Source organism: Isoptericola jiangsuensis, from assembly GCF_048320105.1.
GTDB lineage: Bacteria > Actinomycetota > Actinomycetes > Actinomycetales > Cellulomonadaceae > Isoptericola > Isoptericola jiangsuensis_A.
This window is the reverse complement of the sequence record NZ_CP182942.1, coordinates 946,019-970,190: the sequence shown is the minus strand read 5'-3', so window position 1 is coordinate 970,190 and position 24,172 is coordinate 946,019. Positions and strand designations below refer to the sequence as shown.

The window sequence follows — 24,172 nt, the reverse complement described above, 5'->3', positions numbered from 1 at the left end:
TGGAGGGACGGCGCGTGGTCGTCGCCGGGCTCGGGGTGACGGGACGGGCCGTGGCGCAGGTCGTGCACGAGCGGGCGGCGTCCCTGGTCACGGTCGACGTCCGGGCCGACGACGCCGACGTCCGGGGGGCGGACGCCACGGACCCCGTGGTCCTGGACCGCGTCGTGGCCGACGCGGACGTCGTCGTGGCCTCGCCGGGCTGGGCGCCGTCCTCGCCGCTGCTCCTCGCGGCCCGCGCCGCCGGTGTGCCGGTGTGGAGCGAGGTGGAGCTGGCCTGGAGGTTGCGCGCCGGTGCGCCGTGGCTCGCGGTGACGGGCACCAACGGCAAGACCACGACGGTGCAGATGCTCGCCTCCATCCTGACGGCCGCCGGGCTGCGCACCGCCGCCGTCGGCAACGTGGGCACCCCCGTGCTGCAGGCGGCCCCGGACCCGTCGCTCGACGTGCTCGCCGTCGAGCTGTCCAGCTTCCAGCTCCACCACACCAGCACGATGGCGGTGCGGGCCGGGGCGGTGCTGAACGTGGCCGCCGACCACCTCGACTGGCACGGCACCGCGGACGCCTACGCCGCCGACAAGGGGCGCATCTACGCCGGTGCCGAGGTGGCCTGCGTGTACAACGTGGCCGACGCCGTCACCGAGCGCCTCGTCCGTGACGCCGACGTCGCCGAGGGTGCCCTGGCGGTGGGCTTCACGCTCGGCGCCCCCGGTCCCGGTCAGGTCGGTCTCGTCGAGGACGTCCTGGTCGACCGGGCCTTCCACGCGCCGCCCGACGCCCGCGACCGGTCGCGCACGGCCGCCGAGCTCGGCACGCTCGACGACCTCGCCCACCTCGGCCCGCAGGGCGCGCCGCCGCACATGGTCGCCGACGCCCTCGCTGCCGCCGCGCTCGCGCGCGCCCACGGTGTCGAGGCGCGGGCGGTCCGCGACGGTCTGCGGGCGTTCCGCCCCGACGCGCACCGGGCCGCCGTCGTCCGCACGCTGGACGACGTCACCTACGTCGACGACTCCAAGGCCACCAACGCGCACGCCGCGGCCGCCTCGCTCGCGGCGTGCGCGCCCGGGAGCGCGGTGTGGATCGTCGGCGGCCTGGCCAAGGGGGCACGCTTCGACGACCTCGTCGCCTCCCGTGCGGACCGTCTGGCGGCGGCCGTCGTCATCGGGGTCGACCCGACACCCTTCACGGACGCGCTCGCCCGACACGCGCCCGAGATCCCCGTGCGGGTGGTCGACGCCGGGGACACTGGCACGGTGATGCGCCGTGCGGTCGCCACGGCACGGCAGCTCGCCCGCGAGGGGGACACCGTGCTCCTGGCCCCGGCCGGCGCGTCCATGGACCAGTTCACGTCCTACGCCGCGCGCGGAGAGGCCTTCGCCCGGGCGGTGCAGGACCTGCCGTAGGGAGCACGATGGCGGTCACGACCGACAAGCGGCCCGCAGCCGGGCGTCCGGTCGACCGGCCGTGGCTCGGGCAGTGGAACTCGGCGGCCACCAGCTACTACCTGCTGCTCGGGGCCACGAGCCTGCTGCTGATCATCGGGCTGGTGATGGTGCTGTCCAGCACCACCGTCACCTCCATCGCGGCCGGGGACTCGCCGTACACCGCCGGGCTCGAGCAGGCGAAGTTCGCCGTCATCGGGCTGCCCCTGATGCTCGTGGCGATGCGGCTGCCGATCCGCTGGTACAAGGGGCTCGCCTGGCCGGCCCTCGTCACGGCCGTCGCCCTGCAGGCGCTGACGCTCGTGCCCGCGCTGTCGCGCGCCGAGGGCAGCAACGCCGGCTGGATCCACGTCGCCGGCATCACGCTGCAGCCGGCGGAGATCAGCAAGCTCGCCCTGGCGGTGTGGCTCGGCGCGGTGCTGGGACGCAAGCAGCACCTGCTCGGTTCCTGGGCGCACGCGTTCGTGCCCGCCGTCCCCGGGGCGCTCCTCGTCCTGGGGCTGGTGCTGGCCGGGCGCGACCTCGGCACCATGATGGTGATGGCCGGGCTCGTGGCCGGAGCGCTGTGGGTCTCGGGGGCGCCGGCGAAGATGCTGGCGCTGGGGGGCGCGATCGGCGCGGCCGCCGTCGTCGGCCTCTTCGTCATCGGCAACAGCGACCGCATGGGACGCATCCTGGCCGTGTACGAGTGCTCGGACCGGCAGGGGGAGTGCTACCAGTCCCTGCACGGGATGTACGGCCTGGGCACCGGCGGCCTGTTCGGCGTCGGTCTCGGCGCCTCGCGCGAAAAGTGGGGCCTGCTGCCCGAGGCGCACAACGACTTCATCTTCTCCATCATCGGCGAAGAGCTCGGGCTGCTCGGCACCCTGACGGTCCTGGCCCTGTTCGGCGTGCTCGGCATCGCGATGGCCCGCGTGGTGCGCCGGCACCCGGACCCCTTCGTCAAGATCACCACGGCGGCCGTCGCCTGCTGGATCGTGGGCCAGGCGTTCGTCAACATCGGTGTCGTCGTGGGGCTGCTGCCCGTGATCGGGGTGCCGCTGCCGCTGGTCTCGGCCGGCGGGTCGGCGCTGGTCGCCGCGATGGTGGCGCTCGGGATGGTGATGCGGTTCGCCCGCGACGAGCCCGGCGCGGCCGAGGCGTTCGCGGCACGGCGCGGCGTGCTGCGCCGGTCGATGACCGTGCTCGGCCGGTCCCGTCGCCGCGCCCGGTAGGGTCACGGTCCGTGAGCACTAGCGAACCACTGTCCGTCGTCCTGGCCGGGGGCGGCACCGCCGGCCACGTCAACCCGCTGCTGTCCGTCGCGGACGAGCTGCGCTCGCGCGAGCCGCAGGCGAAGTTCCTGGTCCTGGGCACCGAGTCCGGGCTCGAGGCCGACCTCGTGCCGGAACGCGGCTACGAGCTGCGCGCGATCCCCAGGGTGCCGCTGCCGCGTCGCCCCAGCACCGACCTGCTGCGCCTGCCCGGACGCCTGACCGGCGCCGTGCGTGCCGCCGAGGCCGCCATCGACGAGATCGGCGCGCGGGTCGTCGTCGGGTTCGGCGGGTACGTGTCCACCCCGGCCTACCTCGCCGCGCGGCGTCGGGGGGTGCCGGTGGTGATCCACGAGCAGAACGCCCGCCCCGGCCTCGCGAACCGTCTCGGGGCCCGCTGGGCGGCCGCCGTCGGCGCGACCTTCCCGGGCACCTCGCTGCCCGGGGCCGTCACCGTCGGCCTGCCGCTGCGGGCGGAGATCGCCGCGCTGGTCGCCGAGCGCGAGGCAGACCCGGCGGCCGCACGGACGCGGGCCGCCGGCGAGCTCGGACTCGACCCCCACCTGCCCACGGTGCTCGTCACCGGAGGGTCCTCCGGCGCGCTGAACGTCAACCGCGCGGTGGCCGGAGCCGCCGGCGAGCTGCTCGCCGCCGGGCTGCAGGTGGTGCACCTCACCGGCCGTGGCAAGGACGAGGACGTCCGCACGACGGTCGGGGCGCTCGCGCAGACCCACGACACCTCCCGCTACCACGTGCGCGAGTACCTGTCGCAGATGCACCTGGCGCTCGCCGCGGCCGACCTGGTCGTGGCGCGCTCCGGCGCGGGCACCGTGTGCGAGCTCGCCGCGCTGGGCCTGCCGGCCGTGTACGTGCCGCTGCCGATCGGCAACGGCGAGCAGCGGCTCAACGCGACGGGGGTCGTCGAGGCCGGGGGCGGGGTCGTCGTCGACGACGCCGACCTCACCCCGGCCTGGGTCGCCGCGCAGGTGCCCTCCCTCGTGGGCGACCAGGACCGCCTCGCGGCGATGGCGGCCGCCGCGGGCAGCGTCGGCGTGCGCGACGCCGCCGCACGGATGGCGGACATGGTCACGGCGGCCGCCGGGGCGGCGTCGTGACCCCGGGTGACGGGCCCGGTCCGGGGCTCGCCGAGCTCGGCCGGGTCCACCTCGTCGGCGTCGGCGGCGCGGGCGTGTCCGTCGTCGCCCGCCTCCTGGCGGCCGCGGGCGTCCCGGTGCAGGGGTCCGACGCCGCCGGTGGCCCGGCGCTGGACGCGCTGCGTGCCGACGGCGTCACGGTCTGGGTGGGGCACGACGCCGCCCACGTGGTGGGACCGGACGGCGTCCCGGTGGTGGACACCCTGGTGGTGTCGTCCGCCGTGCGGGAGTCCAACCCGGAGCTGGCCGCCGCCCGCGGCGCCGGCCTGCGCGTCCTGCACCGCTCCCAGGCGCTGGCCCGACTGATGGACGGTCGTCGCAGCGTCGCCGTCGCCGGTGCCCACGGCAAGACGACGACGTCGGCGATGACGGCGACGGTCCTCGCGGCGTGCGGGATCGACCCGTCCTACGCGATCGGGGGAACGTCCTGCTGCGCGACGGCGACGTCGTGCGGTCCACGCCCGGCGGCCGGACCGGGGCCTCGGACGTGCTGGTCGCGGAGGCCGACGAGTCCGACGGGTCGTTCCTCAACTACGCGCCGACGATCGCCGTGGTGACGAACGTGGAGGCGGACCACCTCGACCACTACGGCTCCCAGGAGGTGTTCGAGCGGGCCTTCGAGCAGTTCGCCGCGCGGATCGTCCCGGGCGGGTGGCTCGTGGCCTGCGCGGACGACGAGGGTGCGGCGCGGCTGGCCGCGCGGTACCGGGCCGGGGGCGGCCAGGTGCTCACCTACGGGACGTCGGTGGACGCCGACGTCGTCGTCCGTGACGTGGTCGTGCACGGTGCCACGACGCGCGCCGTCGTCTCCGGCGGCCCGCTCGGGGAGCGCACGCTCCCGCTGCACCTGGAGGTCCCCGGGCTGCACAACGCGCTCAACGCGACGGCCGCCGTCGTGGTCGGGGTGCTGCTGGGGGCCGCCCCCGAGGCCGCGCTCGTCGCCGCGTCCACGTTCGTGGGCACGGGTCGGCGGTTCGAGCCCAAGGGCGAGGCGGACGGGGTCCGGGTCTTCGACAGCTACGACCACCACCCCACGGAGGTCGAGGCCCTGCTGCGCGCCGCCCGACCGGTGGCCGGCGACGGTCGGATCGTCGTCCTGTTCCAGCCCCACCTCTACTCGCGGACCCGGACCTTCGCCGACCGGTTCGCCGAGGCGCTGGCGCTCGCCGACGAGGTCGTCGTGACGGGCGTCTACCGGGCGCGGGAGGACGTCGACCCGACGGTCGACGCGCGGACCATCACGGACCGTCCGGTCCGCACCCGGTCCGGGAACCGGCTGCACGCGGTGGAGGACCGGTTCGAGGCAGCGCACCGGGCGGCGGCCCTGGCCCGTCCGGGCGACCTGGTGCTGACCGTGGGTGCCGGCGACGTGACCGAGCTGGGTCCGGTGGTCCTGGCCGATCTGGCGGCCCGGACCGGCGTGGCGGACCCGGGGGTCCCGGGTCCGGGCGAGACGATGGGGTGATGCGTCCTCCACCTCGCCCACGGACTCCCGCCCGACCGGCGGGAGTCGACGGTGCGGGCGGCTCCGAGCGGCCGCAGGGCGGGCGTCCTGGGGCCGGGCGGCGGCGGACGTCGACGGCGGTGGCGAGCGTGGCCTCGCCCGACGTCGTGCCCTCGGCCCGCAGCGCGGCCTCGCCGGCTCCGGCTTCGTCGGCCTCGGCGTCCTCGGCCGCCGGGCGCGGGCGCCGGCCGGCAGGACCGGGCTCGGCGGGATCGGGCAAGGCGGGATCGGGCTCGGCGTCGCCGCGGGTGTCCACCGCGATGGCCGACCGGCTGGCCGAGCGTTCGGCGATGCGTCGCCACCGCTCGTGGCGCACCGCCCTGCTGGCCGTGCTGGGTCTCGTCGTCGTCGGCGCCGCCGCATGGGCCGCCGGGTGGTCGGAGCTCTTCGCCCTCGACGCCGACGAGGTGGTGGTCACCGGCGCGGAGCCCTCGGTCGACGCCGACGCCGTGCGAGCGCTGGTGCTCGAGGAGTCCGGGACGCCGTTGCCGCGGGTGGACACCGGGGCGCTCGACGAGCAGATCCTGCAGGTGCCGGGCGTCAAGGACGTGGCGGTGGACCGGTCGTGGCCGCGCGGGATCACGGTGTCCCTCACCTCCCGCGTGCCGGTGGCGGCGGTCCCGGACGACGGGCGGTACGTCCTGCTCGACGACGAGGGCGTCCGCCTGGACGAGCTGTCGGGCGCGCCCGAGGACCTGCCGGTGGTCTCCGTCCCGCTCGACGGCTCGGCGGCGACCCTTCGCGCGGCGCTGGCGGTGGTGTCGGCGCTGCCGCCGAAGCTGGCCGGTCAGGTCGAGGAGGTCAGCGCCCGGACCCAGGACGACGTCCAGACGGTGCTGCAGGACGGTGCGAGCGTGCGCTGGGGCGGTGCTGACCGACTGGAGCTCAAGGTGGAGGTCGTGCGCAGCCTGCGCAAGATCGCCGACGGCGCGAGCGTCATCGACGTGTCCTCGCCGGAGATGCCGGTGACCCGGTGACGGGGTGAGTGTGGGACGTCCGCACGCGACACGCCGGGGCACGTGCGGCCGCGGTCGCGATCCGCGACCTACCGTCGTGGACAGCAGCAATCTGACATAACTCTAACCCTCAACTATAACCTGAAGGTTGGGGCGGTCAGGACCCGAACGACCCGAGAGGCAACGACGTGGCAACTCCGCAGAACTACCTGGCAGTGATCAAGGTGGTCGGCATCGGCGGTGGCGGCGTGAACGCCGTGAACCGCATGATCGAGGTCGGCCTCAAGGGTGTCGAGTTCATCGCCATCAACACCGACGCCCAGGCGCTGCTGATGTCGGACGCCGACGTCAAGCTCGACGTCGGGCGCGAGCTCACCCGGGGACTCGGGGCGGGCGCGGACCCGGAGGTCGGTCGCAAGGCCGCCGAGGACCACGCCGAGGAGATCGAGGACGTCCTGCGCGGCGCCGACATGGTCTTCGTCACCGCCGGCGAGGGTGGCGGCACGGGCACCGGCGGCGCACCGGTCGTCGCGAAGATCGCCCGCTCCCTGGGCGCGCTGACCGTCGGGGTGGTGACCCGGCCCTTCACGTTCGAGGGACGTCGCCGCTCGGTCCAGGCCGAGCAGGGCATCGAGGCGCTCCGCGAGGAGGTCGACACCCTCATCGTCATCCCGAACGACCGCCTGCTGTCGATGTCGGACCGCAACGTGTCCGCGATCGCGGCGTTCCACTCCGCCGACCAGGTGCTGCACTCCGGCGTCCAGGGCATCACCGACCTCATCACGACCCCGGGCCTGATCAACCTCGACTTCGCGGACGTCAAGTCCGTGATGCAGGGGGCGGGGTCCGCCCTGATGGGCATCGGCTCGGCCCGCGGCGAGGACCGCGCGGTGCAGGCCGCCGAGCTCGCCATCTCCTCGCCGCTGCTCGAGGCCTCGATCGACGGTGCGCACGGCGTGCTGCTCTCGATCCAGGGCGGCAGCGACCTGGGACTGTTCGAGGTGCACGAGGCCGCCCGGCTCGTCCAGGAGGCCGCCCACCCCGAGGCGAACATCATCTTCGGCACCGTCATCGACGACGCTCTCGGCGACGAGGTCCGGGTCACCGTCATCGCGGCCGGGTTCGACGGCGGTTCGCCCAAGCAGCGGGAGGACTCCCGCGCGCTCGGTCAGGTCGCCGGCGCCGCGCCGGCACGCGTCGTGCCCACGATGTCCGACGCCGGCGGGCGGCCCCCGGCGCCGCCGAGCGGTTCCGGCCACGGCGCCTCGCCCGCCACGGCCCCCGTCCCCGCGGCGGACCCGGTCCGTCCGCGGCCCATCCCCGCCGAGCCCGACGACGTGCCCGCGAGCCTCGAGCCCGTGGGTGCCCACGCCCGCCCCGCCTTCACGGTCGTGGAGGACGGCGTGGGAGAGGGCGTCACCGTCGAGCGTCCGGTCGACGTCCCGCGCGTCGTCGACCAGGCGCGGCCCGCCGAGGACCTCGACGTCCCCGACTTCCTCAAGTGACCTCGTCGGCCACCTGGGACCAGGAGGCGCTCTTGCCCGCCGATCTCGGTGCAGGCCTGCTCCGCGTCGACCTGGGCCCGGGCGTCGTGGCCGGCTTCACGACCCGCCACGGCGGGGTCTCGCCGGCGCCCTGGGCGTCGCTCGACCTCGCCACCTCCACCGGCGACGAGCCGGCCCGGGTGCGCCGCAACCGCGACCTGCTCGAGGGGTGGGTCGGTGCGCCCGTGGCGTACTCCACCCAGGTGCACGGCGACGACGTCCTGGTCCTGGGACCCGAGGAGCGTGCGGAGTGGACCGCCGCGCCGCCGTCGAGCGCGGGCGAGGCGGACGCCCTGGTCACCGCCGAGCCGGGCCTCGGGCTCGGTGTGCTGGTGGCGGACTGCGTTCCGGTCGTGCTCGCGGACCCTGTCGCCCGGGTGGTCGGCGTCGCGCACGCGGGACGTCGCGGGCTCGTCGCCGGGGTCGTCGACCGCGCGGTGGACGCGCTGCTCGCCCAGGGCGCGAGCACGACGGGGCTGCGTGCCGCCGTCGGGCCCGCGGTCTGCGGGACGTGCTACGAGGTCCCCGAGGCGATGCGCGACGAGGTGAGCGCCGTCGTGGCGCAGACGTGGTCGAGCACCGAGCACGGCACTGCGGCGCTCGACCTGCCGGCGGGCGTTCTCGCCCGGCTGGCCGCTCGGGGGGTCGCTGCGGTGCGGGTGGACAGGTGCACCCGTACGGACCCGGACTTCTTCTCCCACCGCCGAGCCACCGCCGCGGGTGAGGTCACCGGGCGTCAGGCCGGTGTCGTCGTCCTCGGGTGACCTCGGCGTGTCGCGCACCGCTTACCGCGCCGGCGTCGCTACCGTCAAGTCACTGACGTACCGACGAACGGAGCAGGGCGATGGGCGGAGCGCTTCGCAAGACGATGCTGTACCTGGGGCTGGCGGACGACCAGCGCCCCGACGGGGAGTACCTCGAGGAGTACGACGAGGAGCTGGAGCCGGTGCGTGACGACGACTACCAGGCCGAGGTCACGCCGCTGCACCGTGACGGTGCGCCGGCCGGGGCCTACGCCGGCGGGGACCTGCGTCGGATCACCACCATCCACCCGCGCTCCTACAACGACGCGCGGCTCATCGGCGAGGCGTTCCGCGGCGGCACGCCCGTCATCATGAACCTCTCGGACATGAACGACGCCGACGCCAAGCGGCTCGTCGACTTCTCCGCCGGCCTGATCTTCGGCCTGCACGGGTCGATCGAGCGCGTGACGAACAAGGTCTTCCTGCTGTCTCCCGAGCACGTGGAGATCGCCAGCGAGGAGCAGGTCGCCACCAAGCGGCCCGACGGTCGCACGGGCGCCTTCTACAACCAGAGCTAGCTGTCCACGCATCACGACGCGCGGTCCGGGCACGCCCCCCGGGCCGCGCGTCGTGCGTCCGGTAGGTTGCAGGCGTGAGCGTGATCTTCGGCCTCGTCGCCCTCGTCCTCCTGCTGTTCATGATCTGCCTGATCGTGCGCCTCGTCTTCGACTGGGTGCAGGTCTTCGCGCGCGACTGGCGCCCGCGTGGACTGGTGCTGGTGATCGCCGAGGCGGTCTACACCGTCACCGACCCGCCGCTGCGGCTGCTGCGCCGGCTGATCCCGCCACTGACCCTCGGTCGGGTGCGCCTCGACCTGGCCTTCCTGGTCCTGTTCCTCGCCACGTCGATCCTGCTGCAGATCGCCAACGGGCTCTCGCGCTGAGCCCGACCGCCGCCCGCGTGACGCAGGCCACCCGAGTCGAGCGCGTCGGGGGACCGAGGTGTGAAGACACCGTGTGCGCCCGGATTCGAAAAGGCCGCCTCGACGGCGGTCCGCTACCGTGGTCATCCACGGACGCTCCGGGTCCGTGCACTGGACCGCGCAACCGCAACGAGGTGACACGATGGCACTGCTGACGGCAGAGGACATCCTCAACAAGAAGTTCTCGGCGACGAAGTTCCGTGAGGGCTACGACGTCGAAGAGGTCGACGACTTCCTCGACGAAGTGGTGCGGACGCTCACCTCGGTGCAGGAGGAGAGCGAGGACCTTCGCTCGAAGCTCGCCGCCGCCGAGCGGCGCGTGGCGGAGCTGAGCCGCAACGAGGCCGCCCAGCAGTCGACGGAGAAGCCCGACCTCTCCCCGCAGGTCGCCCCCGCGCCGGTGGCGGCCGCGGCGGAGAAGCCGCACGCCGAGCCCGAGTCGGCGACCGGCATGCTGCAGCTCGCCCAGAAGCTCCACGACGACTACGTCCGCTCCGGTCAGGAGGAGGGCGACCGCCTCATCACCGAGGCGAAGACCGAGGGCAGCCGCATCGTGCGGGAGGCCGAGGAGACCAGCCACCGCACGCTGTCGCAGCTCGAGCAGGAGCGGTCGCTCCTCGAGCGCAAGATCGACGAGCTGCGACTCTTCGAGCGGGACTACCGCACGCGCCTCAAGAGCTTCCTGCAGAACCTGCTCGGCGACCTGGACGCCCGGGGCTCGGCGCTCCCGCCGCAGCGCCAGAACGCCGGCGCAGGTCGCTCGAAGGACCTCTGACCTCTCGGATCACACCGCGCACGGTCCGGCCCGCACCGCCCATGCGCCCCTCGTGGCGCGTGCTGTTGTGCGGGCCGCTGTGCGCCCTTACGCTTCGGGCACCTCGACGAACTGAAGGGCTGCGAATGGCCAAGATCTCCACCACCCAGCGGGCGACCGTCCGCGAGGAGTTTCCCGACCTCGCGCGGGACGTCAAGCAGTTTCCCGTGCGTCCGGGCGAGGAACCGTGGACCCTCGCCGAGGTGACCGAGCTCGCGGTGCTCCTCCTCGACGACAAGGACCGGCTCACCGAGGAGCTGGCCGCGGCGGACGCCGAGCTGAGCGACCTGCTGCGCAACTCCGGGGACGGCGCCGGCGACGACCAGGCGGACTACGGTTCGAGCGCCCTCGAGCGCGAGCAGGAGCTGACGCTGGTCAACAACCTGCGCGACCTCCTGGCCCAGACCACGCACGCGCTGGCGCGCATCCGCAGCGGCACGTACGCGACGTGCGAGATCTCGGGCGCGCCGATCGGCAAGGCCCGGCTGCAGGCCTTCCCGCGGGCGACCTTGTCGGTCGAGGCGAAGGCGCGCGAGGAGCGTCGCTAGAGCCGTAGACTCGCCCCCGATGTCCACGAGTCCTGCCGGCGGCGAGCCGGCCCACGAGACCTCTCCCGACACCCCCCGGGTGACCTCCCACGATCTGCCCGGCGACGGTGCGCGCACCGAGCACGACCGGGCGACGGCACCGGCCGGCGTCTCCGCGGCGCGGCGTCGCCGGCTGGGTGCCGCGGCGTTCGGCCTGGCCGCCGTCGTCCTCGTCATCGACCAGCTGACCAAGTGGTGGGCCCTCGAGGCGCTCACCGTGGGGGAGCGCATCTCGCTGGTCGGGGACCTGCTCGGTCTCACGCTGGTCTTCAACGAGGGGGCGGCGCTCGGGATCGCGGGCGGGTACACCTGGATCCTCACCCTCGTCGTCGTGGGTGTCGTCGTCGTCATCGTCCGGGCGATGCGACGCATCGGGTCCGTGGGGTGGGCGGTGGCGCTGGGCCTGCTGCTCGGTGGCGCGCTCGGCAACCTCCTCGACCGGCTGTTCCGGGAGCCCGGGTTCGCCAAGGGCGAGGTGGTCGACATGATCGCCTACTACGACTTCTTCGTCGGGAACGTCGCCGACATCGCGATCGTGGTCGCCGCGGGCCTGATCATCCTGCTCTCGTTCCGGGGGGTCGCGCTCGACGGCACCCGCCACGGCGACCCCGACGACCCTGACGGCGGTGCCGACGGCGACCCGGTCGGCCGTCCTGACGACGGCCCTGACGACGGCCCTGACGACGAGCCCGGGTCCTCGGACGGCCCGGACGGGGGAACCGCCCGGAGCGGGGCGACGTCATGAGCCTGCGTGCGCTGCCCGTGCCCGACGGTCTGGCCGGCGAGCGCGTGGACGTCGCGCTGGCGCGCATGCTGGGCTTCTCGCGCACCCAGGCCGCCGAGCTGGCCGCCGCCGGTGCGGTGCGGGTCGACGGCCGGCCGGCCGGCAAGTCCGACCGCCTCCTGGCCGACGCCTGGCTCGAGGTCGACGTCCCCGACGCCAGGTCCCCGGTCGAGGTCGTGCCCGAGCCGGTCGAGGGCATGCGGATCGCCTACGAGGACGACGACGTCGTCGTGGTGGACAAGCCGGTCGGGGTCGCCGCGCACCCGTCGCCGGGCTGGACCGGCCCGACGGTCGTGGGGGCGCTGGCCGCGGCGGGCTACCGGATCTCCACCTCGGGCGCGGCCGAGCGGCAGGGCATCGTGCACCGCCTCGACGTCGGCACGTCGGGTCTGATGGCCGTCGCCAAGAGCGAGGCCGCGTACACCGGCCTCAAGCGGGCCTTCAAGGAGCGCACGGTCGACAAGGTCTACCACGCGCTCGCGCAGGGGCACCCGGAGCCGACCACGGGCACGATCGACGCCCCGATCGGCCGGCACCCGCACCACGACTACCGGTTCGCCGTCGTGGCGGACGGCAAGCCGTCGGTGACCCACTACGAGGTCCTCGAGATGCTGCCGGCCGCCTCCCTGCTGGAGGTGCACCTGGAGACCGGGCGCACCCACCAGATCCGCGTGCACCTCGCGGCGCTGCGCCACCCGCTGGTGGGCGACCTCACCTACGGTGCGGACCCGGTGCTCGCCTCGCGCACGGGGCTGGGACGGCAGTGGCTGCACGCCGTCCGGCTCGGGTTCACGCACCCGGTCACCGGCCAGGACGTGGTCGTCGGGTCGACGTACCCGCAGGACCTGGAGCAGGCGCTGGAGACGGTGCGCTCGGCCTACCGCTGAGCCCGCGGGCGCGGGTGAGCCTTGCCACGGTGAGGCGATCCCGGGTCGTCGGTGGGTCGGCCTAGACTCGCTGCCATGCCGGACGCCGCTGCACCCACCGACGACTTCGTCCACCTGCACGTCCACACCGAGTACTCCATGCTCGACGGTGCGGCGCGGATGAACGACCTGTTCACCGAGGTGGACCGGCTCGGCCAGAAGGCCATCGCGATCACCGACCACGGCTACCTGTTCGGTGCCTTCGACTTCTGGAGCACCGCGCAGAAGTTCGGTGTGAAGCCGATCATCGGCGTCGAGGCGTACGTCACCCCGGGCACCAGCCGCCAGGACCGCACCAAGGTGCTGTGGGGCGAGCAGCACCAGCGGCGCGACGACGTCTCCGCCGGTGGCGCCTACACGCACATGACGCTGTGGGCCCGCGACAACGTCGGGATGCACAACCTGTTCCGGGCGGCGTCGCTGGCGTCCCTGGAGGGCCAGATGGGCAAGTGGCCCCGCATGGACCGTGACCTGCTGCAGACGTACTCCTCGGGGCTGATGGCCACCACCGGGTGCCCGTCGGGCGAGGTGCAGACGCGGCTGCGGCTCGGGCAGTGGGACGAGGCCGTCCGCGCCGCCGGGGAGCTGCAGGACCTGTTCGGCAAGGAGAACTACTTCGTCGAGCTGATGGACCACGGCATCGAGATCGAGCAGCGGGTCACCAAGGACCTGCTGCGGCTCGCCGAGCACATCGGCGCGCCGCTCGTGGCGACGAACGACCTGCACTACACCAAGCAGGACGACTCCCACGCGCACGAGGTGCTGCTCGCGGTGAACTCCGGCTCGACGCTCGACGAGCCCACCTACGACCAGGGCGGCAGCCGCTTCGCCTTCAGCGGTGACAGCTTCTACGTGCGGTCCGGCGCCGAGATGCGCCGGCTGTTCGCGGAGATGCCCGAGGCCTGCGACAACACCCTGCTCATCGCGGAGCGCTGCGAGGTCTCGTTCGACACGGGCGCCAACTACATGCCGAACTTCCCGGTCCCCGAGGGCGAGGACGAGATCTCCTGGTTCGTCAAGGAGGTCGAGAAGGGGCTGCACGTGCGCTACCCCGCCGGGATCCCCGACGACGTGCGCAAGCAGGCGAAGTACGAGACCGAGGTCATCATCCAGATGGGCTTCCCGGGGTACTTCCTCGTGGTCGCGGACTTCATCAACTGGGCCAAGGAGCAGGGCATCCGCGTGGGACCCGGCCGCGGCTCGGCCGCCGGGTCGATGGTCTCCTACGTCATGGGGATCACCGAGCTCGACCCGATCGAGCACGGGCTCATCTTCGAGCGCTTCCTCAACCCGGAACGCGTCTCCATGCCCGACGTCGACGTCGACTTCGACGAACGTCGCCGCGCGGAGGTCATCCGCTACGTGACCGACAAGTACGGCGACGACCGTGTCGCGATGATCGTCACGTACGGCTCCATCAAGGCCAAGCAGGCGCTCAAGGACGCCTCGCGCGTGCTCGGCTTCCCGTTCGCGATGGGGGAGAAGCTCACCAAGGCGATGCCGCCGCCGGTCATGGGCAAGGACATCCCGCTGTCGGGGATCTTCGACCCGCAGCACCCGCGCTACTCCGAGGCCGCGGAGTTCCGCAGCGTCCACGACACGGACCCCGAGGCGCAGCGCGTGGTGGAGACCGCGCGCGGCATCGAGGGCCTCAAGCGTCAGTGGGGCGTGCACGCAGCGGGCGTCATCATGTCGAGCCACCCGCTGATCGACGTCATCCCGATCATGCGCCGCCCCCAGGACGGTGCCGTCATCACGCAGTTCGACTACCCGACGTCCGAGGGCCTCGGCCTGATCAAGATGGACTTCCTGGGCCTGCGCAACCTGACGATCCTCGACGACGCGCTCGAGAACATCACGATGAACGGCAAGGACGCCGTCGAGATCGAGACGGTGCCGCTGGACGACCCGGCGACGTACGGTCTGCTCGCCCGCGGCGAGACCCTGGGCGTGTTCCAGCTCGACGGCGGCCCGATGCGGGCGCTGCTGCGCCAGATGCGGCCCGACAAGTTCGACGACCTGTCCGCCGTCATCGCGCTGTACCGCCCGGGCCCGATGGGCATGAACTCGCACACCAACTACGCACTGCGCAAGAACGGCCTGCAGAAGATCGAACCGATCCACCGCGAGCTGGCCGAACCGCTCGCGGAGGTCCTCGACGAGACGTACGGCCTGATCGTCTACCAGGAGCAGGTGCAGCGCGCCGCACAGATCCTCGCCGGCTACACGCTCGGCCAGGCCGACCTGCTGCGTCGCGCGATGGGCAAGAAGAAGCCCGAGGTGCTCGCCAAGGAGTTCGTGAACTTCGAGGCGGGCTGCAAGGAGCGCGGCTACTCGGACGCCGCGATCAAGGCCGTCTGGGACGTCCTCGTCCCCTTCGCCGGGTACGCGTTCAACAAGGCGCACTCGGCGGGCTACGGCCTGGTCGCGTACTGGACGGCGTACCTCAAGGCGCTCTACCCGACCGAGTACATGGCGGGCCTGCTCCAGTCGGTGCGGGACGACAAGGACAAGATGGCGCTGTACCTCGGCGAGTGCCGCCGGATGCGCATCACCGTCCTGCCGCCGGACGTCAACGAGTCCGCGGCGAAGTTCACGGCGGTCGGCACGGACATCCGGTTCGGCCTGACCGCGGTGCGCAACGTCGGGGCGAACGTCGTGGACGCGATCATCACGGCGCGCGAGGAGCAGGGCGACTTCACCTCGTTCACCGACTTCCTGGACAAGGTGCCCGCGGTGGTGTGCAACAAGCGCACGATCGAGTCGCTCATCAAGGCCGGAGCGTTCGACTCGCTCGGTCACCCGCGCCGGGCGCTGCTGGTCGTGCACGAGCAGGCCGTGGACTCGGTGATCTCGGTCAAGCGCAAGGAGGCAGAGGGGCAGTTCGACCTCTTCGCCGACTTCGGGGGGCCCGCCGACGACGCCGTCAGCTTCGCCGTCGACGTGCCGGACCTGCCGGACTGGGACAAGAAGCAGCGGCTCGCGTTCGAGCGCGAGATGCTCGGCCTCTACGTCTCCGACCACCCGCTGTCGGGGCTGGAGCACGTCCTGGCGCGCGCGGCCGACACCTCGATCGCGAACCTCATGGCCGACGAGGGTCGCGCCGACGGTTCGATGGTGACGGTGGCCGGACTGCTGACCTCCGTCCAGCGACGCATGAGCAAGAACGGCAACCCGTGGGCGGCCGTGACCATCGAGGACCTCGAGGGAGCGGTCGAGGTCATGTTCTTCGGCGAGACGTACCTCGCCTACTCCACCGTGCTGGCGGAGGACCAGGTGGTCACGCTCAAGGGCAGGGTGCGACGCCGCGACGACCAGATGCAGCTGCAGGCGCAGGAGGTGACGCTGCCGGACACCTCGGCGGTCGCGGACTCGCCGGTGCAGGTCACCGTGCCGCACACCCGCTGCGTCGAGCCCGTGATGGTCCGTCTGCGCGAGGTCCTGGCCACCCACCCGGGATCGGCGGAGGTGCACGTGCACGTCGCCGAGCCGGGCAAACGGACCCTCGTGCGCGCGTCCGACGCCCTGCGCGTGGAGAAGTCCCCGGCCCTGTTCGGCGACCTCAAGGCCCTCCTCGGTCCGGCGTGCCTGTCATGACCGGCGCACCGGCGTCGTCGGCCGCGTGGGACGACGGCAGCGCCGACGACCGGTTCCGGGTCGTCCCGGCGGCCTACCTGTTCCTGCGGCGCGAGGGCCAGGTGCTCCTCCAGCTGCGGGCGCCGGAGCTGTTCATGGGCGGCCACTGGGCGGCCGGCGCCGCCGGTCACGTCGAGGCGGGGGAGTCGGCGCTCGCGGCCGTGGTCCGGGAGGCGGCCGAGGAGCTCGGCGTCGTCGTCGACCCCGCGGACGTGGTACCGCTGACCGTGCAGCACCGCGGCATCCCCGGCGGGCCGGCGCTGGAGCAGCGCGTGGACTTCTTCTTCGCCGCCACCCGCTGGGAGGGCACGCCGGAGCTGCAGGAGGCGGACAAGGCCACCGACCTGCGCTGGTTCCCCCTGGTCCGCCTGCCGCACCCGGTCGTCCCGCACGAGCTCGTGGTGCTGCGCGACCTGCACGACGGCGCCGTCGCGCCGATCCGCACCTTCGGGTTCTGACGGGGGACCGCCGCGCCGCGGGCGGCGGCGGGACGACGACGTAGGCTCGCACCCGTGATGCGCCTCAACCCCGAGCAGCTCGTGTTCGTCACCGAGCGGCACCTGGCCACGTTGACCACCCTGCGGGCCGACGGCACGCCGCACGTGGTGCCGGTGGCGTACACCTGGGACGCGGGCGAGGGCGTCGTGCGCATCACGAGCCGGCGGACTGCCGTCAAGGCACGCAACGCCCGACGCCGCGGTGCGGACGACGCCCCGGCCCGCGCCGCGCTGTGCCAGGTCGACGGCGGGCGGTGGCTCACCCTCGAGGGGACGCTGGAGGTGGCCGAGGACCCGGACGAGGTGGCCGAGGCCGTGCGCCGCTACGCGCTGCGCTACCGCACGCTCGAGCACGACCCGCAGCGCGTCGTGCTGCGCCTGACGCCCGACCGGATCATGGGCTCGGCGTACATGACGTCCTGACCGGTTCGCCCCCGCCGGGCCACGTGCCCGGGCTCACGGGGCCGGGACCCTGGAGATCATGCGACGACGACGGTCTCGTCCCCCTCGGGCGTGGCGACCGTCACCTGCGCACCGCGCTGGAGCTGCCGGCCGCGCCGGGTCTCCACCTCGCCGTCGACCCGGACGTCGCCGTCGGCGACGAGGTCGCGGGCGTGCGTGCCGGACTCGGCGAGCCCGGCGAGCTTGAGGAACTGGCCGAGCCGGATGACGTCGTCGCGGATCGGGACCTCGATCGGGGTGTGCATGGTGCCCATTGTCCAAGACGCACGGCCCGGGCGCCGACGGCGGACCTAGACTGGCCGGGTGATCCGACGCATCGACCTGAGGGGTCGCTCCTTGTCCCGCTCCGAGCTCACCGCGGTGCTGCCGCGCCCCGAGCTCGGTGTGCAGGAGGCGACCGCGACCGTGGCTCCGCTCATCGCCGACGTCCGCACCCGTGGTGCTGCCGCGCTGCGCGACCAGGCGGAACGTCTCGACGGGGTCCGGCCGGAGCATCTGCGGGTGCCCGCCGAGGCGATGACCACGGCGCTCGCCGACCTCGACCCGACGGTTCGCGCGGGACTGGAGGAGGCGATCGTGCGTGTCCGCACGGTCCACGCTGCCCAGGTGCCGACCGAGCACACCACGTCCCTGGCGGACGGCGCGCAGGTGCGCCAGCGCTGGATCCCGGTGCAGCGGGTGGGTCTGTACGCCCCGGGCGGTCTCGCGGTCTACCCGTCGTCGGTGATCATGAACGTGGTCGCGGCCCAGGAGGCCGGCGTCCTGGCGCTGGTGGTGGCCTCACCGCCGCAGAAGGACTCGGGCGGTCTGCCGCACCCGACGATCCTGGCGGCCTGTGCGCTGCTGGGGGTCGAGGAGGTCTACGCCGTCGGCGGCGCGGGCGCGGTGGCGATGTTCGCCTACGGCGCGGCGGGCAGCGAACCCGTCGACGGCGAGGTCCTGTGCGAACCGGTGGACGTCGTCACCGGTCCGGGCAACGTCTACGTCGCGGCGGCCAAGAGGCTCGTGCGCGGTGTCGTGGGCATCGACGCCGAGGCGGGGCCCACGGAGATCGCCGTCCTGGCCGACGGCGCGGCGGACCCGGACCACGTGGCGCTCGACCTCATCAGCCAGGCCGAGCACGACCCGCTGGCGGCCGCGGTGCTGGTGACTCCCTCGGTCGAGCTCGCGGGTGCCGTCGAGGCACGCCTGGTCGACCGGGCGGAGGCCACGAAGCACACCACGCGGGTGACCACGGCGCTGTCCGGTCCGCAGTCGGCGGTCGTCGTCGTCGACGACGTCGAGCAGGGGCTCGCCGTGGTGGACGCCTACGGCGCCGAGCACCTGGAGATCATGACGGCCGACGCCGCGGACCTGGCCGAGCGGGTGACCTCGGCGGGGGCGATCTTCGTGGGACCGTACTCGCCGGTGTCGCTGGGCGACTACATGGCCGGGTCGAACCACGTGCTGCCGACGGGCGGGACGGCACGGTTCGCGAGCGGGCTGGGTGTGCACGCGTACCTGAGGTCGGTGCAGGTCGTCGAGTACTCCCGGGACGCGTTGGCCGAGCTCGTGGACCGGATCGTCGCCGTCGCGGACGACGAGGACCTCCCGGCGCACGGCGAGGCGGTGCGCGGCCGGTTCTGACGCCACGGGCGGCCACCGGGGTCGTGGGCCCCGGTGGCCGCGCGGTCGAGGCCGCGTCCTGGGACCGAATAGTGTGCCAAGCGCCCCGCACCAGTGCCTCGACGCGGTGACGCGGGCCCGTCGGGGTCCGTCGGGGGTCCGTGGCAGCATGGACCTTGTGCCCGCCCCGCCCCGCATCGAGCCCCTGGTCGTGGGCGGCATCGTCGGTGCGACGACGTTCCGCCGGGCGCAGGGGTACCACCGCTCCGGGATGGTGTCGTCGTGGCGCTGGGACGCCGACGAGCTGGTGCTGCGCGGCACCGTGGCGGGGAGCGGTCCGCGGCCCTACACCTGCCGGATCTGGTTCGCCGTCGACGGTGGACGGTACGTGTTCGAGGACTCCGCCTGCACCTGCCCGGTCGGCATCGACTGCAAGCACGTCGCCGCGACGCTGCTGCACGTCGGGGCGCACGGCGTCGCCGGCCCCGACGCCGGCCCGGTCGACGACGGATGGCGCAGCCGCCTGTGGGCATTGACCGGTCCGGGTGCGGGGGACGGCCCGACGCCGGCCACCGGGGGAGTGCTGCCGGTGGCGCTGCGCTTCCGGCTGGACGGCACGTTCGGCGACGCGCCCGCCGAGCTGTCGGTGCGGCCCGTGGTCCCGGCGCGCTCCGGAGGGTGGAAGGTCGCCCCGGAGGCGAGCTGGGACGCGCTGACGCGGGGGCTGTACGCGTTCGCCGACGTCCGGGCCACGCCCGCGCCGCAGGTGCGGCGCTGGTTCGCGGACCTCGGTGCCGTGCTCGCCGGGTCGAGCGGGTCACGGGAGGCGTGGCGTCCGCTCGCCGCCGGTGGCCGTGCGGTGTGGCCCCTCCTGGCGGAGGCCTCCGAGCTGGAGATCCCGTTGGTCGGCCATGGCGCGCAGGACGACGTCCGGCTCGCGGGTGCGGCGGCGGTGCGTCTCGAGGCGGCCGCGACCACCCAGGGCGTGCGGCTGCGTCCGGTGCTCACCTTCGACGACGACGACGTCGAGGCCACGCCGGTCGGCACGGTGGGTGACACGGGGTTCTTCGCGGTGGCCGGGCGTCGCGGCGGCACGGTGCTGCACCTGGGGCCCGCACCGCGGCGGCTGCGCGAGGGCGTGGCCGACCTGCTGGCGGTCGGGGCGCTCGAGGTGCCGACGGCGGACCTCGACGAGCTGTACGCCGACCACCTGCCCGCGCTGCGTCGAGTGACCCCGGTGGTGTCGGACGGCAGCGTCACGCTGCCGCCCACCCCGCGCCCGGTCCTCGTCGCGACCGTCCGGTACGACACTCCCGAGCACGCCGGGCTGACCTGGACGTGGGAGTACCCGCGTGCCGGGGGCGAGGCCCGCCGGGTGCCGCTCGACGGCGCGTCGGGCGACGTCGCCCGGGACCCGCAGGCCGAGACCGAGATCCGTGACAAGACGGTCGCCGCCGTGCGCGCCGTCCCCGGGTTCGCGGGGTTCGACCTGTCGCGCGAGGGCTGGACGGGGCTGGACGCCCTCGACCTCGCTCACGGGGCGCTGCCCGCGCTGGCCGCCGCGTCGGACGTGCGCCTCGACGCCGAGGACGTCCCCGACTACCTCCACCTGGACGGAGAGCCCCGCGTCGTCGTCGACGGCGCGCCGTCGGGCGGCTCGGACTGGCTGGACCTCGGGATCTCGGTGACCGTCGACGGCAGGACGATCCCGTTCGCCCGCCTCTTCACCGCCATGGCCCAGGGCCGCAAGCGGCTGCTGCTCGTGGACGGTTCCTGGCTCCGCCTCGACCAGCCGGTGCTCGCCCGGCTCCGTGAGCTCATCGACGAGTCCGCGTCGCTGAGCGACCGCGCCGGGCAGGTCCGGGTGAGCCGGTACGACGCGGACCTCTGGCACGACCTGGAGGACGTCGCCGACTCGGTCGCCGTCGACGAGCGGTGGCGCCGCACGCTCGCCGGCCTGCGGGCCTTCGCCGACGGGCAGGAGCGGCCCGCACCGGTACCTCTGCCGGACGGGGTGCGTGCCGACCTGCGCGACTACCAGCGCCAGGCGTTCGACTGGTTGACCTTTCTGTGGCGTCACGACCTCGGCGGGATCCTCGCCGACGACATGGGGCTCGGCAAGACGCTCGAGGCCCTGACCTTCCTCGCCCACGCGCGCACCGAGCGACCCCACGACCCGCCGTTCCTCGTCGTGGCCCCCGCCTCGGTCGTCGCGAACTGGGTGCTGGAGGCCGACCGGTTCACACCGCACCTGCGCGTCGTGGCGATGGCCTCGACGTCGAAGAAGCTGGGGACCACGGTCGCCGACGTCGCGGCCAGCGCCGACGTCGTGGTCACCTCCTACGCCGTGCACCGCCTGGACGCCGACGCCTTCGGCGCCCAGCGCTGGTCCGGCCTGCTGCTCGACGAGGCACAGTTCGCCAAGAACCCGCGCACCCGGACGAACCGCGTGGCCCGCGCCGTCGACGCCCCCTTCAAGCTGGCGCTCACCGGCACGCCGTTGGAGAACGACCTCGTCGAGCTGTGGGGGATCCTGGCGATCGTCGCACCGGCGCTGTACCCGTCGTTGGCACGGTTCCGTGAGGCGACGGTCCGGCCCGTGGCGGCGGCTGCCGCCGACGACGACCCTGCGGTGGTCGCGGCGGGCAACCGTGCCTTGGCCCGGTTGAAGCGTCGGATCCGGCCGCTCATGCTCCGCCGCACCAAGGAGCAGGTCGCCCCCGAGCTCCCCGAGCGCACCGAACAGGTGCTGCGGGTCCCGCTGACCGCCGACCACCGCAAGGTCTACGACACCCACCTGCAGCGCGAGCGGCAGCGCCTCCTCGGGCTGCTGGACGACTTCGAGGCGAACCGTGTCGCGATCTTCCGTTCGCTGACCACGTTGCGCCGGCTCGCCCTGGACGCGTCGCTGGTCGACGACGCCTACGCCCGGGTCGGCTCCGCGAAGCTCGACCTGCTCGCCGAGCAGCTCCCCGAGATCGCCGCCGAGGGGCACCGGGTGCTGGTCTTCAGCCAGTTCACCTCGTTCCTGCGGCGGGTCGCGGCCCGTTGCGACGACGCCGGTCTGGCCTACGCGTACCTCGACGGGTCGACGACGCGTCGCGCCGACGTGGTGGCCGGGTTCAAGGCGGGCACGGACCCGGTGTTCCTCATCAGTCTCAAGGCGGGTGGCTTCGGCCTGAACCTCACCGAGGCGGACTACGTGTACCTGCTCGACCCGTGGTGGAACCCCGCTGCCGAGGCGCAGGCCGTGGACCGCACGCACCGCATCGGTCAGACACGGCCCGTCGTCGTCACGCGGCTCGTGGCCGCCGACACCATCGAGGAGAAGGTCATGGCCCTCGCCCGGCGCAAGGCCGCACTGTTCGACGCCGTCCTGGACGACGAGGCAGGCACCTTCGCCGGGACGCTCGCCGTCGACGACGTGCGCGGCCTGCTGGAGGCGTAGAACGGCCTCGGGGCCGGTGGCGGACCACCGACCCCGAGGCCGTTCGGATCTGCCCGACGCGTGGCGTCAGGCGGTGCGGGTCACTCCGCGGCGGCGTCCGCCATCCAGCCCACGTTCTCCACCGGCTGCAGGCCGAAGAGGTCGAGACCGGTGTAGGTCTCCGGGGTGAGGTTGGCGAGACCCTCGGTCGCCATGGCGATGTTCGGGCCCTGGTACAGGGGCAGGATGCCCCAGGTCTCGGCGATGATCTCCGACTCGAGGGCCAGGCCGGCAGCGGTCTGCTCCTCGGCGGTCGGCAGCGAGGTCACCTGGTCGGCGATCTTGGCGTCGATCTCCTCGGTGCCGGTCGCCGACAGGTTCAGGCCGCTGTCGGAGCAGTACAGCTGGCACATGTAGGCCACGCCGTACGGGTCGGAGGACGAGAAGCCGAGACCGACGAGGTCCCAGTCCTTCGTGGTGAGGACCGTCGAGAAGTCCGAGGACGGACGCTTGTCGATCTCCATCGAGAAGCCGATCTCGGAGAGCTGCGACTGGATGACCTTGGCGCGGGCCTCGGTGATCGGGTCGTCGCCGAAGATCGGCATCCGGCCCTCGAAGACCATGCCGTCCTTCTCGCGGACGTCGCCGTTGAGGGTCCAGCCGGCCTCGTCGAGGAGAGCGTTGGCCGCCTCGACGTCGTAGGCGTAGCCCGCCTCGCTCAGCGCGTCGACGTAACCCTCCTGGAACGGGAAGAGGTTCAGCGAGCCGGCCTCGGGCTCGGTGTAGTTGAGGCCGTTCCAGACGACCTCCTTGATCTGGTCGCGGTTGATGGCCTTGAACATGGCCTCGCGGACCGCGACGTCCTCGAACTGCGGGTACTCGGCGTTGAGCTCGAGGAGGTTCGTCGCGGTGCGCTGGGCGCGGTAGGTGACAGCGCCCTCGACGTCGGCGAGCTGCTCCAGGTTGTCGGCGGTCAGAGCGTCGACGTAGTCGATCTCACCGTTCTGGAAGGCGTTGACCGCGGCGGTCGCCTCCAGCACGCGGAACGTCACCTTGTCGAGCATCGGGGCGTCGCCCCACCAGTTGTCGTTCGGCACGAACGAGATGACGCCGCCGTTGAGGTCGAACTCGTCGATCATGTACGGGCCGGTGCCCCAGTCCGCGTTGGGCTCCTCGAGGTAGCCCTCGTTGAACACCTCGGGCGAGTCGACCGCGGGGTTCATGAGGTTCCAGAAGAGGCCCTCGGTCCACGGGTACTCCGAGTCGAAGGTGATGACGGCCTGGCGGTCGTCCTCGCCCTGCTCGACCGACTCGATCTTCGAGTAGCCGTCGGTCGTGTTCGGGACGTAGCCCTCGTCGACCGAGCGGTTGGCGACCCAGGTCTGCTCGTACGACTCCCACGTGATGGGGGAGCCGTCGTTCCAGACGGCCTCGGGGTTGATCGTGTAGGTGACGACGGTCTTGCCGTCGACGACCTCGGTCGTCCAGTCCGAGAGGTAGGCCGGGTTCGCCGACGCCTCGCCCTCGGGGCTCATGAGCACCGGCTGGGCGTTGTACCAGGCCCAGATCGTCGCGGTGTCGACCGAGCCGTCGGAGTGGTTGGCGTTCATCTGCGGGGTGATCTCACCGATGGGGAAGGTCACCTCGCCACCCTGCTCGAGCGCCTCGCGCGGCTGCGGGTTGTAGTCCGCGCCCTCGATGGTCTGCGCCTCGGTCTCCTCGGGGGCTGCGTCGCCCTCGTCGCTGTCCGAGCTGCACGCGCTCAGCGTGAGGGCGAGCGCGGCAGCTGCGGCGACGCCGGTCGCAAGTCGGTGTTGCGGCCTCATGGGTGCTCCTTTCGCGCCTCGCGGCGCATTCCT

Annotated in this window: 21 protein-coding genes; 19 read left to right on the top strand and 2 right to left on the bottom strand. The window is 73.3% G+C overall.

Features of this window, described 5'->3' with window-relative positions; translation table 11 throughout:
- Positions 1–14 precede the first annotated feature (14 nt).
- The 17 genes from murD to ACNHYB_RS04515 all read left to right on the top strand — a co-directional run bounded on the left by murD (position 15) and on the right by ACNHYB_RS04515 (position 17,242).
- The gene (murD, locus tag ACNHYB_RS04595) at positions 15–1,400 is read left to right on the top strand and encodes a UDP-N-acetylmuramoyl-L-alanine--D-glutamate ligase (RefSeq protein WP_418277211.1); all 1,386 of its coding nucleotides are present in this window, start codon (positions 15–17) and stop codon (positions 1,398–1,400) included.
- Between the two features lie 8 nt (positions 1,401–1,408).
- On the top strand, positions 1,409–2,653 hold the full coding sequence (locus ACNHYB_RS04590) for a peptidoglycan glycosyltransferase FtsW (protein WP_418277210.1): 1,245 nt from the start codon (positions 1,409–1,411) through the stop codon (positions 2,651–2,653).
- An 11-nt stretch (positions 2,654–2,664) separates the two neighbouring features.
- On the top strand, positions 2,665–3,807 hold the full coding sequence (gene murG / locus ACNHYB_RS04585; RefSeq protein WP_418277209.1) for an undecaprenyldiphospho-muramoylpentapeptide beta-N-acetylglucosaminyltransferase: 1,143 nt from the start codon (positions 2,665–2,667) through the stop codon (positions 3,805–3,807).
- Entirely contained in the window at positions 3,804–4,403 is a 600-nt protein-coding gene (locus tag ACNHYB_RS04580; protein ID WP_418277208.1) for a Mur ligase domain-containing protein, read from the top strand. Before murG ends, ACNHYB_RS04580 begins: the two co-directional genes overlap by 4 nt.
- On the top strand, positions 4,295–5,311 hold the full coding sequence (locus ACNHYB_RS04575) for a UDP-N-acetylmuramate--L-alanine ligase (RefSeq protein WP_418277207.1): 1,017 nt from the start codon (positions 4,295–4,297) through the stop codon (positions 5,309–5,311). The genes ACNHYB_RS04580 and ACNHYB_RS04575 overlap by 109 nt, the downstream gene beginning before the upstream one ends.
- A 128-nt stretch (positions 5,312–5,439) precedes the next feature.
- Positions 5,440–6,327: a cell division protein FtsQ/DivIB gene (locus ACNHYB_RS04570; protein ID WP_418277206.1), complete on the top strand. Its 888-nt coding sequence runs from the start codon at positions 5,440–5,442 to the stop codon at positions 6,325–6,327.
- 167 nt (positions 6,328–6,494) lie between these two features.
- Positions 6,495–7,811 carry a cell division protein FtsZ gene (gene ftsZ / locus ACNHYB_RS04565; RefSeq protein ID WP_418277205.1) on the top strand — a complete coding sequence of 439 codons (1,317 nt, stop codon included), beginning with the start codon at positions 6,495–6,497 and terminating at the stop codon, positions 7,809–7,811.
- Entirely contained in the window at positions 7,808–8,614 is an 807-nt protein-coding gene (pgeF, locus tag ACNHYB_RS04560) for a peptidoglycan editing factor PgeF (RefSeq protein ID WP_418277204.1), read from the top strand. The genes ftsZ and pgeF overlap by 4 nt, the downstream gene beginning before the upstream one ends.
- A gap of 80 nt (positions 8,615–8,694) precedes the next feature.
- Entirely contained in the window at positions 8,695–9,171 is a 477-nt protein-coding gene (locus tag ACNHYB_RS04555; protein ID WP_418277203.1) for a cell division protein SepF, read from the top strand.
- A 74-nt stretch (positions 9,172–9,245) separates the two neighbouring features.
- Positions 9,246–9,536 (top strand): YggT family protein, encoded by a 291-nt coding sequence (locus tag ACNHYB_RS04550; RefSeq protein WP_418277201.1) that lies wholly within the window; start codon positions 9,246–9,248, stop codon positions 9,534–9,536.
- Positions 9,537–9,717: 181 nt separating this feature from the next.
- A complete protein-coding gene (locus ACNHYB_RS04545; RefSeq protein WP_418277200.1) occupies positions 9,718–10,350 on the top strand; it encodes a DivIVA domain-containing protein in 633 nt (210 codons plus the stop codon).
- A 125-nt stretch (positions 10,351–10,475) separates the two neighbouring features.
- Positions 10,476–10,937: a TraR/DksA family transcriptional regulator gene (locus ACNHYB_RS04540; protein ID WP_418277199.1), complete on the top strand. Its 462-nt coding sequence runs from the start codon at positions 10,476–10,478 to the stop codon at positions 10,935–10,937.
- Between the two features lie 19 nt (positions 10,938–10,956).
- Positions 10,957–11,721 carry a signal peptidase II gene (lspA, locus tag ACNHYB_RS04535; protein ID WP_418277198.1) on the top strand — a complete coding sequence of 255 codons (765 nt, stop codon included), beginning with the start codon at positions 10,957–10,959 and terminating at the stop codon, positions 11,719–11,721.
- Positions 11,718–12,647 carry an RluA family pseudouridine synthase gene (locus ACNHYB_RS04530; RefSeq protein ID WP_418277197.1) on the top strand — a complete coding sequence of 310 codons (930 nt, stop codon included), beginning with the start codon at positions 11,718–11,720 and terminating at the stop codon, positions 12,645–12,647. Before lspA ends, ACNHYB_RS04530 begins: the two co-directional genes overlap by 4 nt.
- Before the next feature lie 75 nt (positions 12,648–12,722).
- Complete coding sequence (dnaE, locus tag ACNHYB_RS04525) at positions 12,723–16,283, top strand: DNA polymerase III subunit alpha (RefSeq protein ID WP_418277196.1); 3,561 nt, start codon at positions 12,723–12,725, stop codon at positions 16,281–16,283.
- Complete coding sequence (locus tag ACNHYB_RS04520; protein ID WP_418277195.1) at positions 16,280–16,780, top strand: NUDIX domain-containing protein; 501 nt, start codon at positions 16,280–16,282, stop codon at positions 16,778–16,780. Before dnaE ends, ACNHYB_RS04520 begins: the two co-directional genes overlap by 4 nt.
- A 57-nt stretch (positions 16,781–16,837) precedes the next feature.
- Positions 16,838–17,242 carry a pyridoxamine 5'-phosphate oxidase family protein gene (locus tag ACNHYB_RS04515; RefSeq protein ID WP_418277993.1) on the top strand — a complete coding sequence of 135 codons (405 nt, stop codon included), beginning with the start codon at positions 16,838–16,840 and terminating at the stop codon, positions 17,240–17,242.
- A gap of 56 nt (positions 17,243–17,298) precedes the next feature.
- On the opposite strand, the gene ACNHYB_RS04510 is transcribed toward ACNHYB_RS04515, so the two are convergent.
- Positions 17,299–17,535, bottom strand: coding sequence for an RNA-binding S4 domain-containing protein (locus ACNHYB_RS04510; RefSeq protein WP_418277193.1), 237 nt, complete (start codon positions 17,533–17,535; stop codon positions 17,299–17,301).
- A 49-nt stretch (positions 17,536–17,584) separates the two neighbouring features.
- Between ACNHYB_RS04510 and hisD the strand changes: the two genes are divergently transcribed.
- Complete coding sequence (hisD, locus tag ACNHYB_RS04505; RefSeq protein ID WP_418277192.1) at positions 17,585–18,907, top strand: histidinol dehydrogenase; 1,323 nt, start codon at positions 17,585–17,587, stop codon at positions 18,905–18,907.
- Positions 18,908–19,055: 148 nt separating this feature from the next.
- A complete protein-coding gene (locus tag ACNHYB_RS04500) occupies positions 19,056–22,334 on the top strand; it encodes an SNF2-related protein (protein WP_418277190.1) in 3,279 nt (1,092 codons plus the stop codon).
- 80 nt (positions 22,335–22,414) lie between these two features.
- Here the strand turns inward: ACNHYB_RS04500 and ACNHYB_RS04495 are convergent, their stop codons facing one another.
- Positions 22,415–24,139, bottom strand: a complete 1,725-nt coding sequence (locus ACNHYB_RS04495; protein ID WP_418277189.1) for an ABC transporter family substrate-binding protein — start codon at positions 24,137–24,139, stop codon at positions 22,415–22,417.
- Between the last annotated feature and the right edge of the window lie 33 nt (positions 24,140–24,172).

Excerpts from the sequence above, each read along its gene's own strand:
- ACNHYB_RS04590 (WP_418277210.1), top strand. The coding sequence starts at position 1,409 with ATGGCGGTCACGACCGACAAGCGGCCCGCAGCCGGGCGTCCGGTCGAC.
- ACNHYB_RS04555 (WP_418277203.1), top strand. The coding sequence starts at position 8,695 with ATGGGCGGAGCGCTTCGCAAGACGATGCTGTACCTGGGGCTGGCGGAC.
- ACNHYB_RS04545 (WP_418277200.1), top strand. The coding sequence starts at position 9,718 with ATGGCACTGCTGACGGCAGAGGACATCCTCAACAAGAAGTTCTCGGCG.
- ACNHYB_RS04540 (WP_418277199.1), top strand. The coding sequence starts at position 10,476 with ATGGCCAAGATCTCCACCACCCAGCGGGCGACCGTCCGCGAGGAGTTT.
- lspA (WP_418277198.1), top strand. The coding sequence starts at position 10,957 with ATGTCCACGAGTCCTGCCGGCGGCGAGCCGGCCCACGAGACCTCTCCC.
- ACNHYB_RS04530 (WP_418277197.1), top strand. The coding sequence starts at position 11,718 with ATGAGCCTGCGTGCGCTGCCCGTGCCCGACGGTCTGGCCGGCGAGCGC.
- dnaE (WP_418277196.1), top strand. The coding sequence starts at position 12,723 with ATGCCGGACGCCGCTGCACCCACCGACGACTTCGTCCACCTGCACGTC.
- ACNHYB_RS04520 (WP_418277195.1), top strand. The coding sequence starts at position 16,280 with ATGACCGGCGCACCGGCGTCGTCGGCCGCGTGGGACGACGGCAGCGCC.
- ACNHYB_RS04515 (WP_418277993.1), top strand. The coding sequence starts at position 16,838 with ATGCGCCTCAACCCCGAGCAGCTCGTGTTCGTCACCGAGCGGCACCTG.
- ACNHYB_RS04510 (WP_418277193.1), bottom strand. The coding sequence starts at position 17,535 with ATGGGCACCATGCACACCCCGATCGAGGTCCCGATCCGCGACGACGTC.
- ACNHYB_RS04500 (WP_418277190.1), top strand. The coding sequence starts at position 19,056 with ATGGACCTTGTGCCCGCCCCGCCCCGCATCGAGCCCCTGGTCGTGGGC.
- ACNHYB_RS04495 (WP_418277189.1), bottom strand. The coding sequence starts at position 24,139 with ATGAGGCCGCAACACCGACTTGCGACCGGCGTCGCCGCAGCTGCCGCG.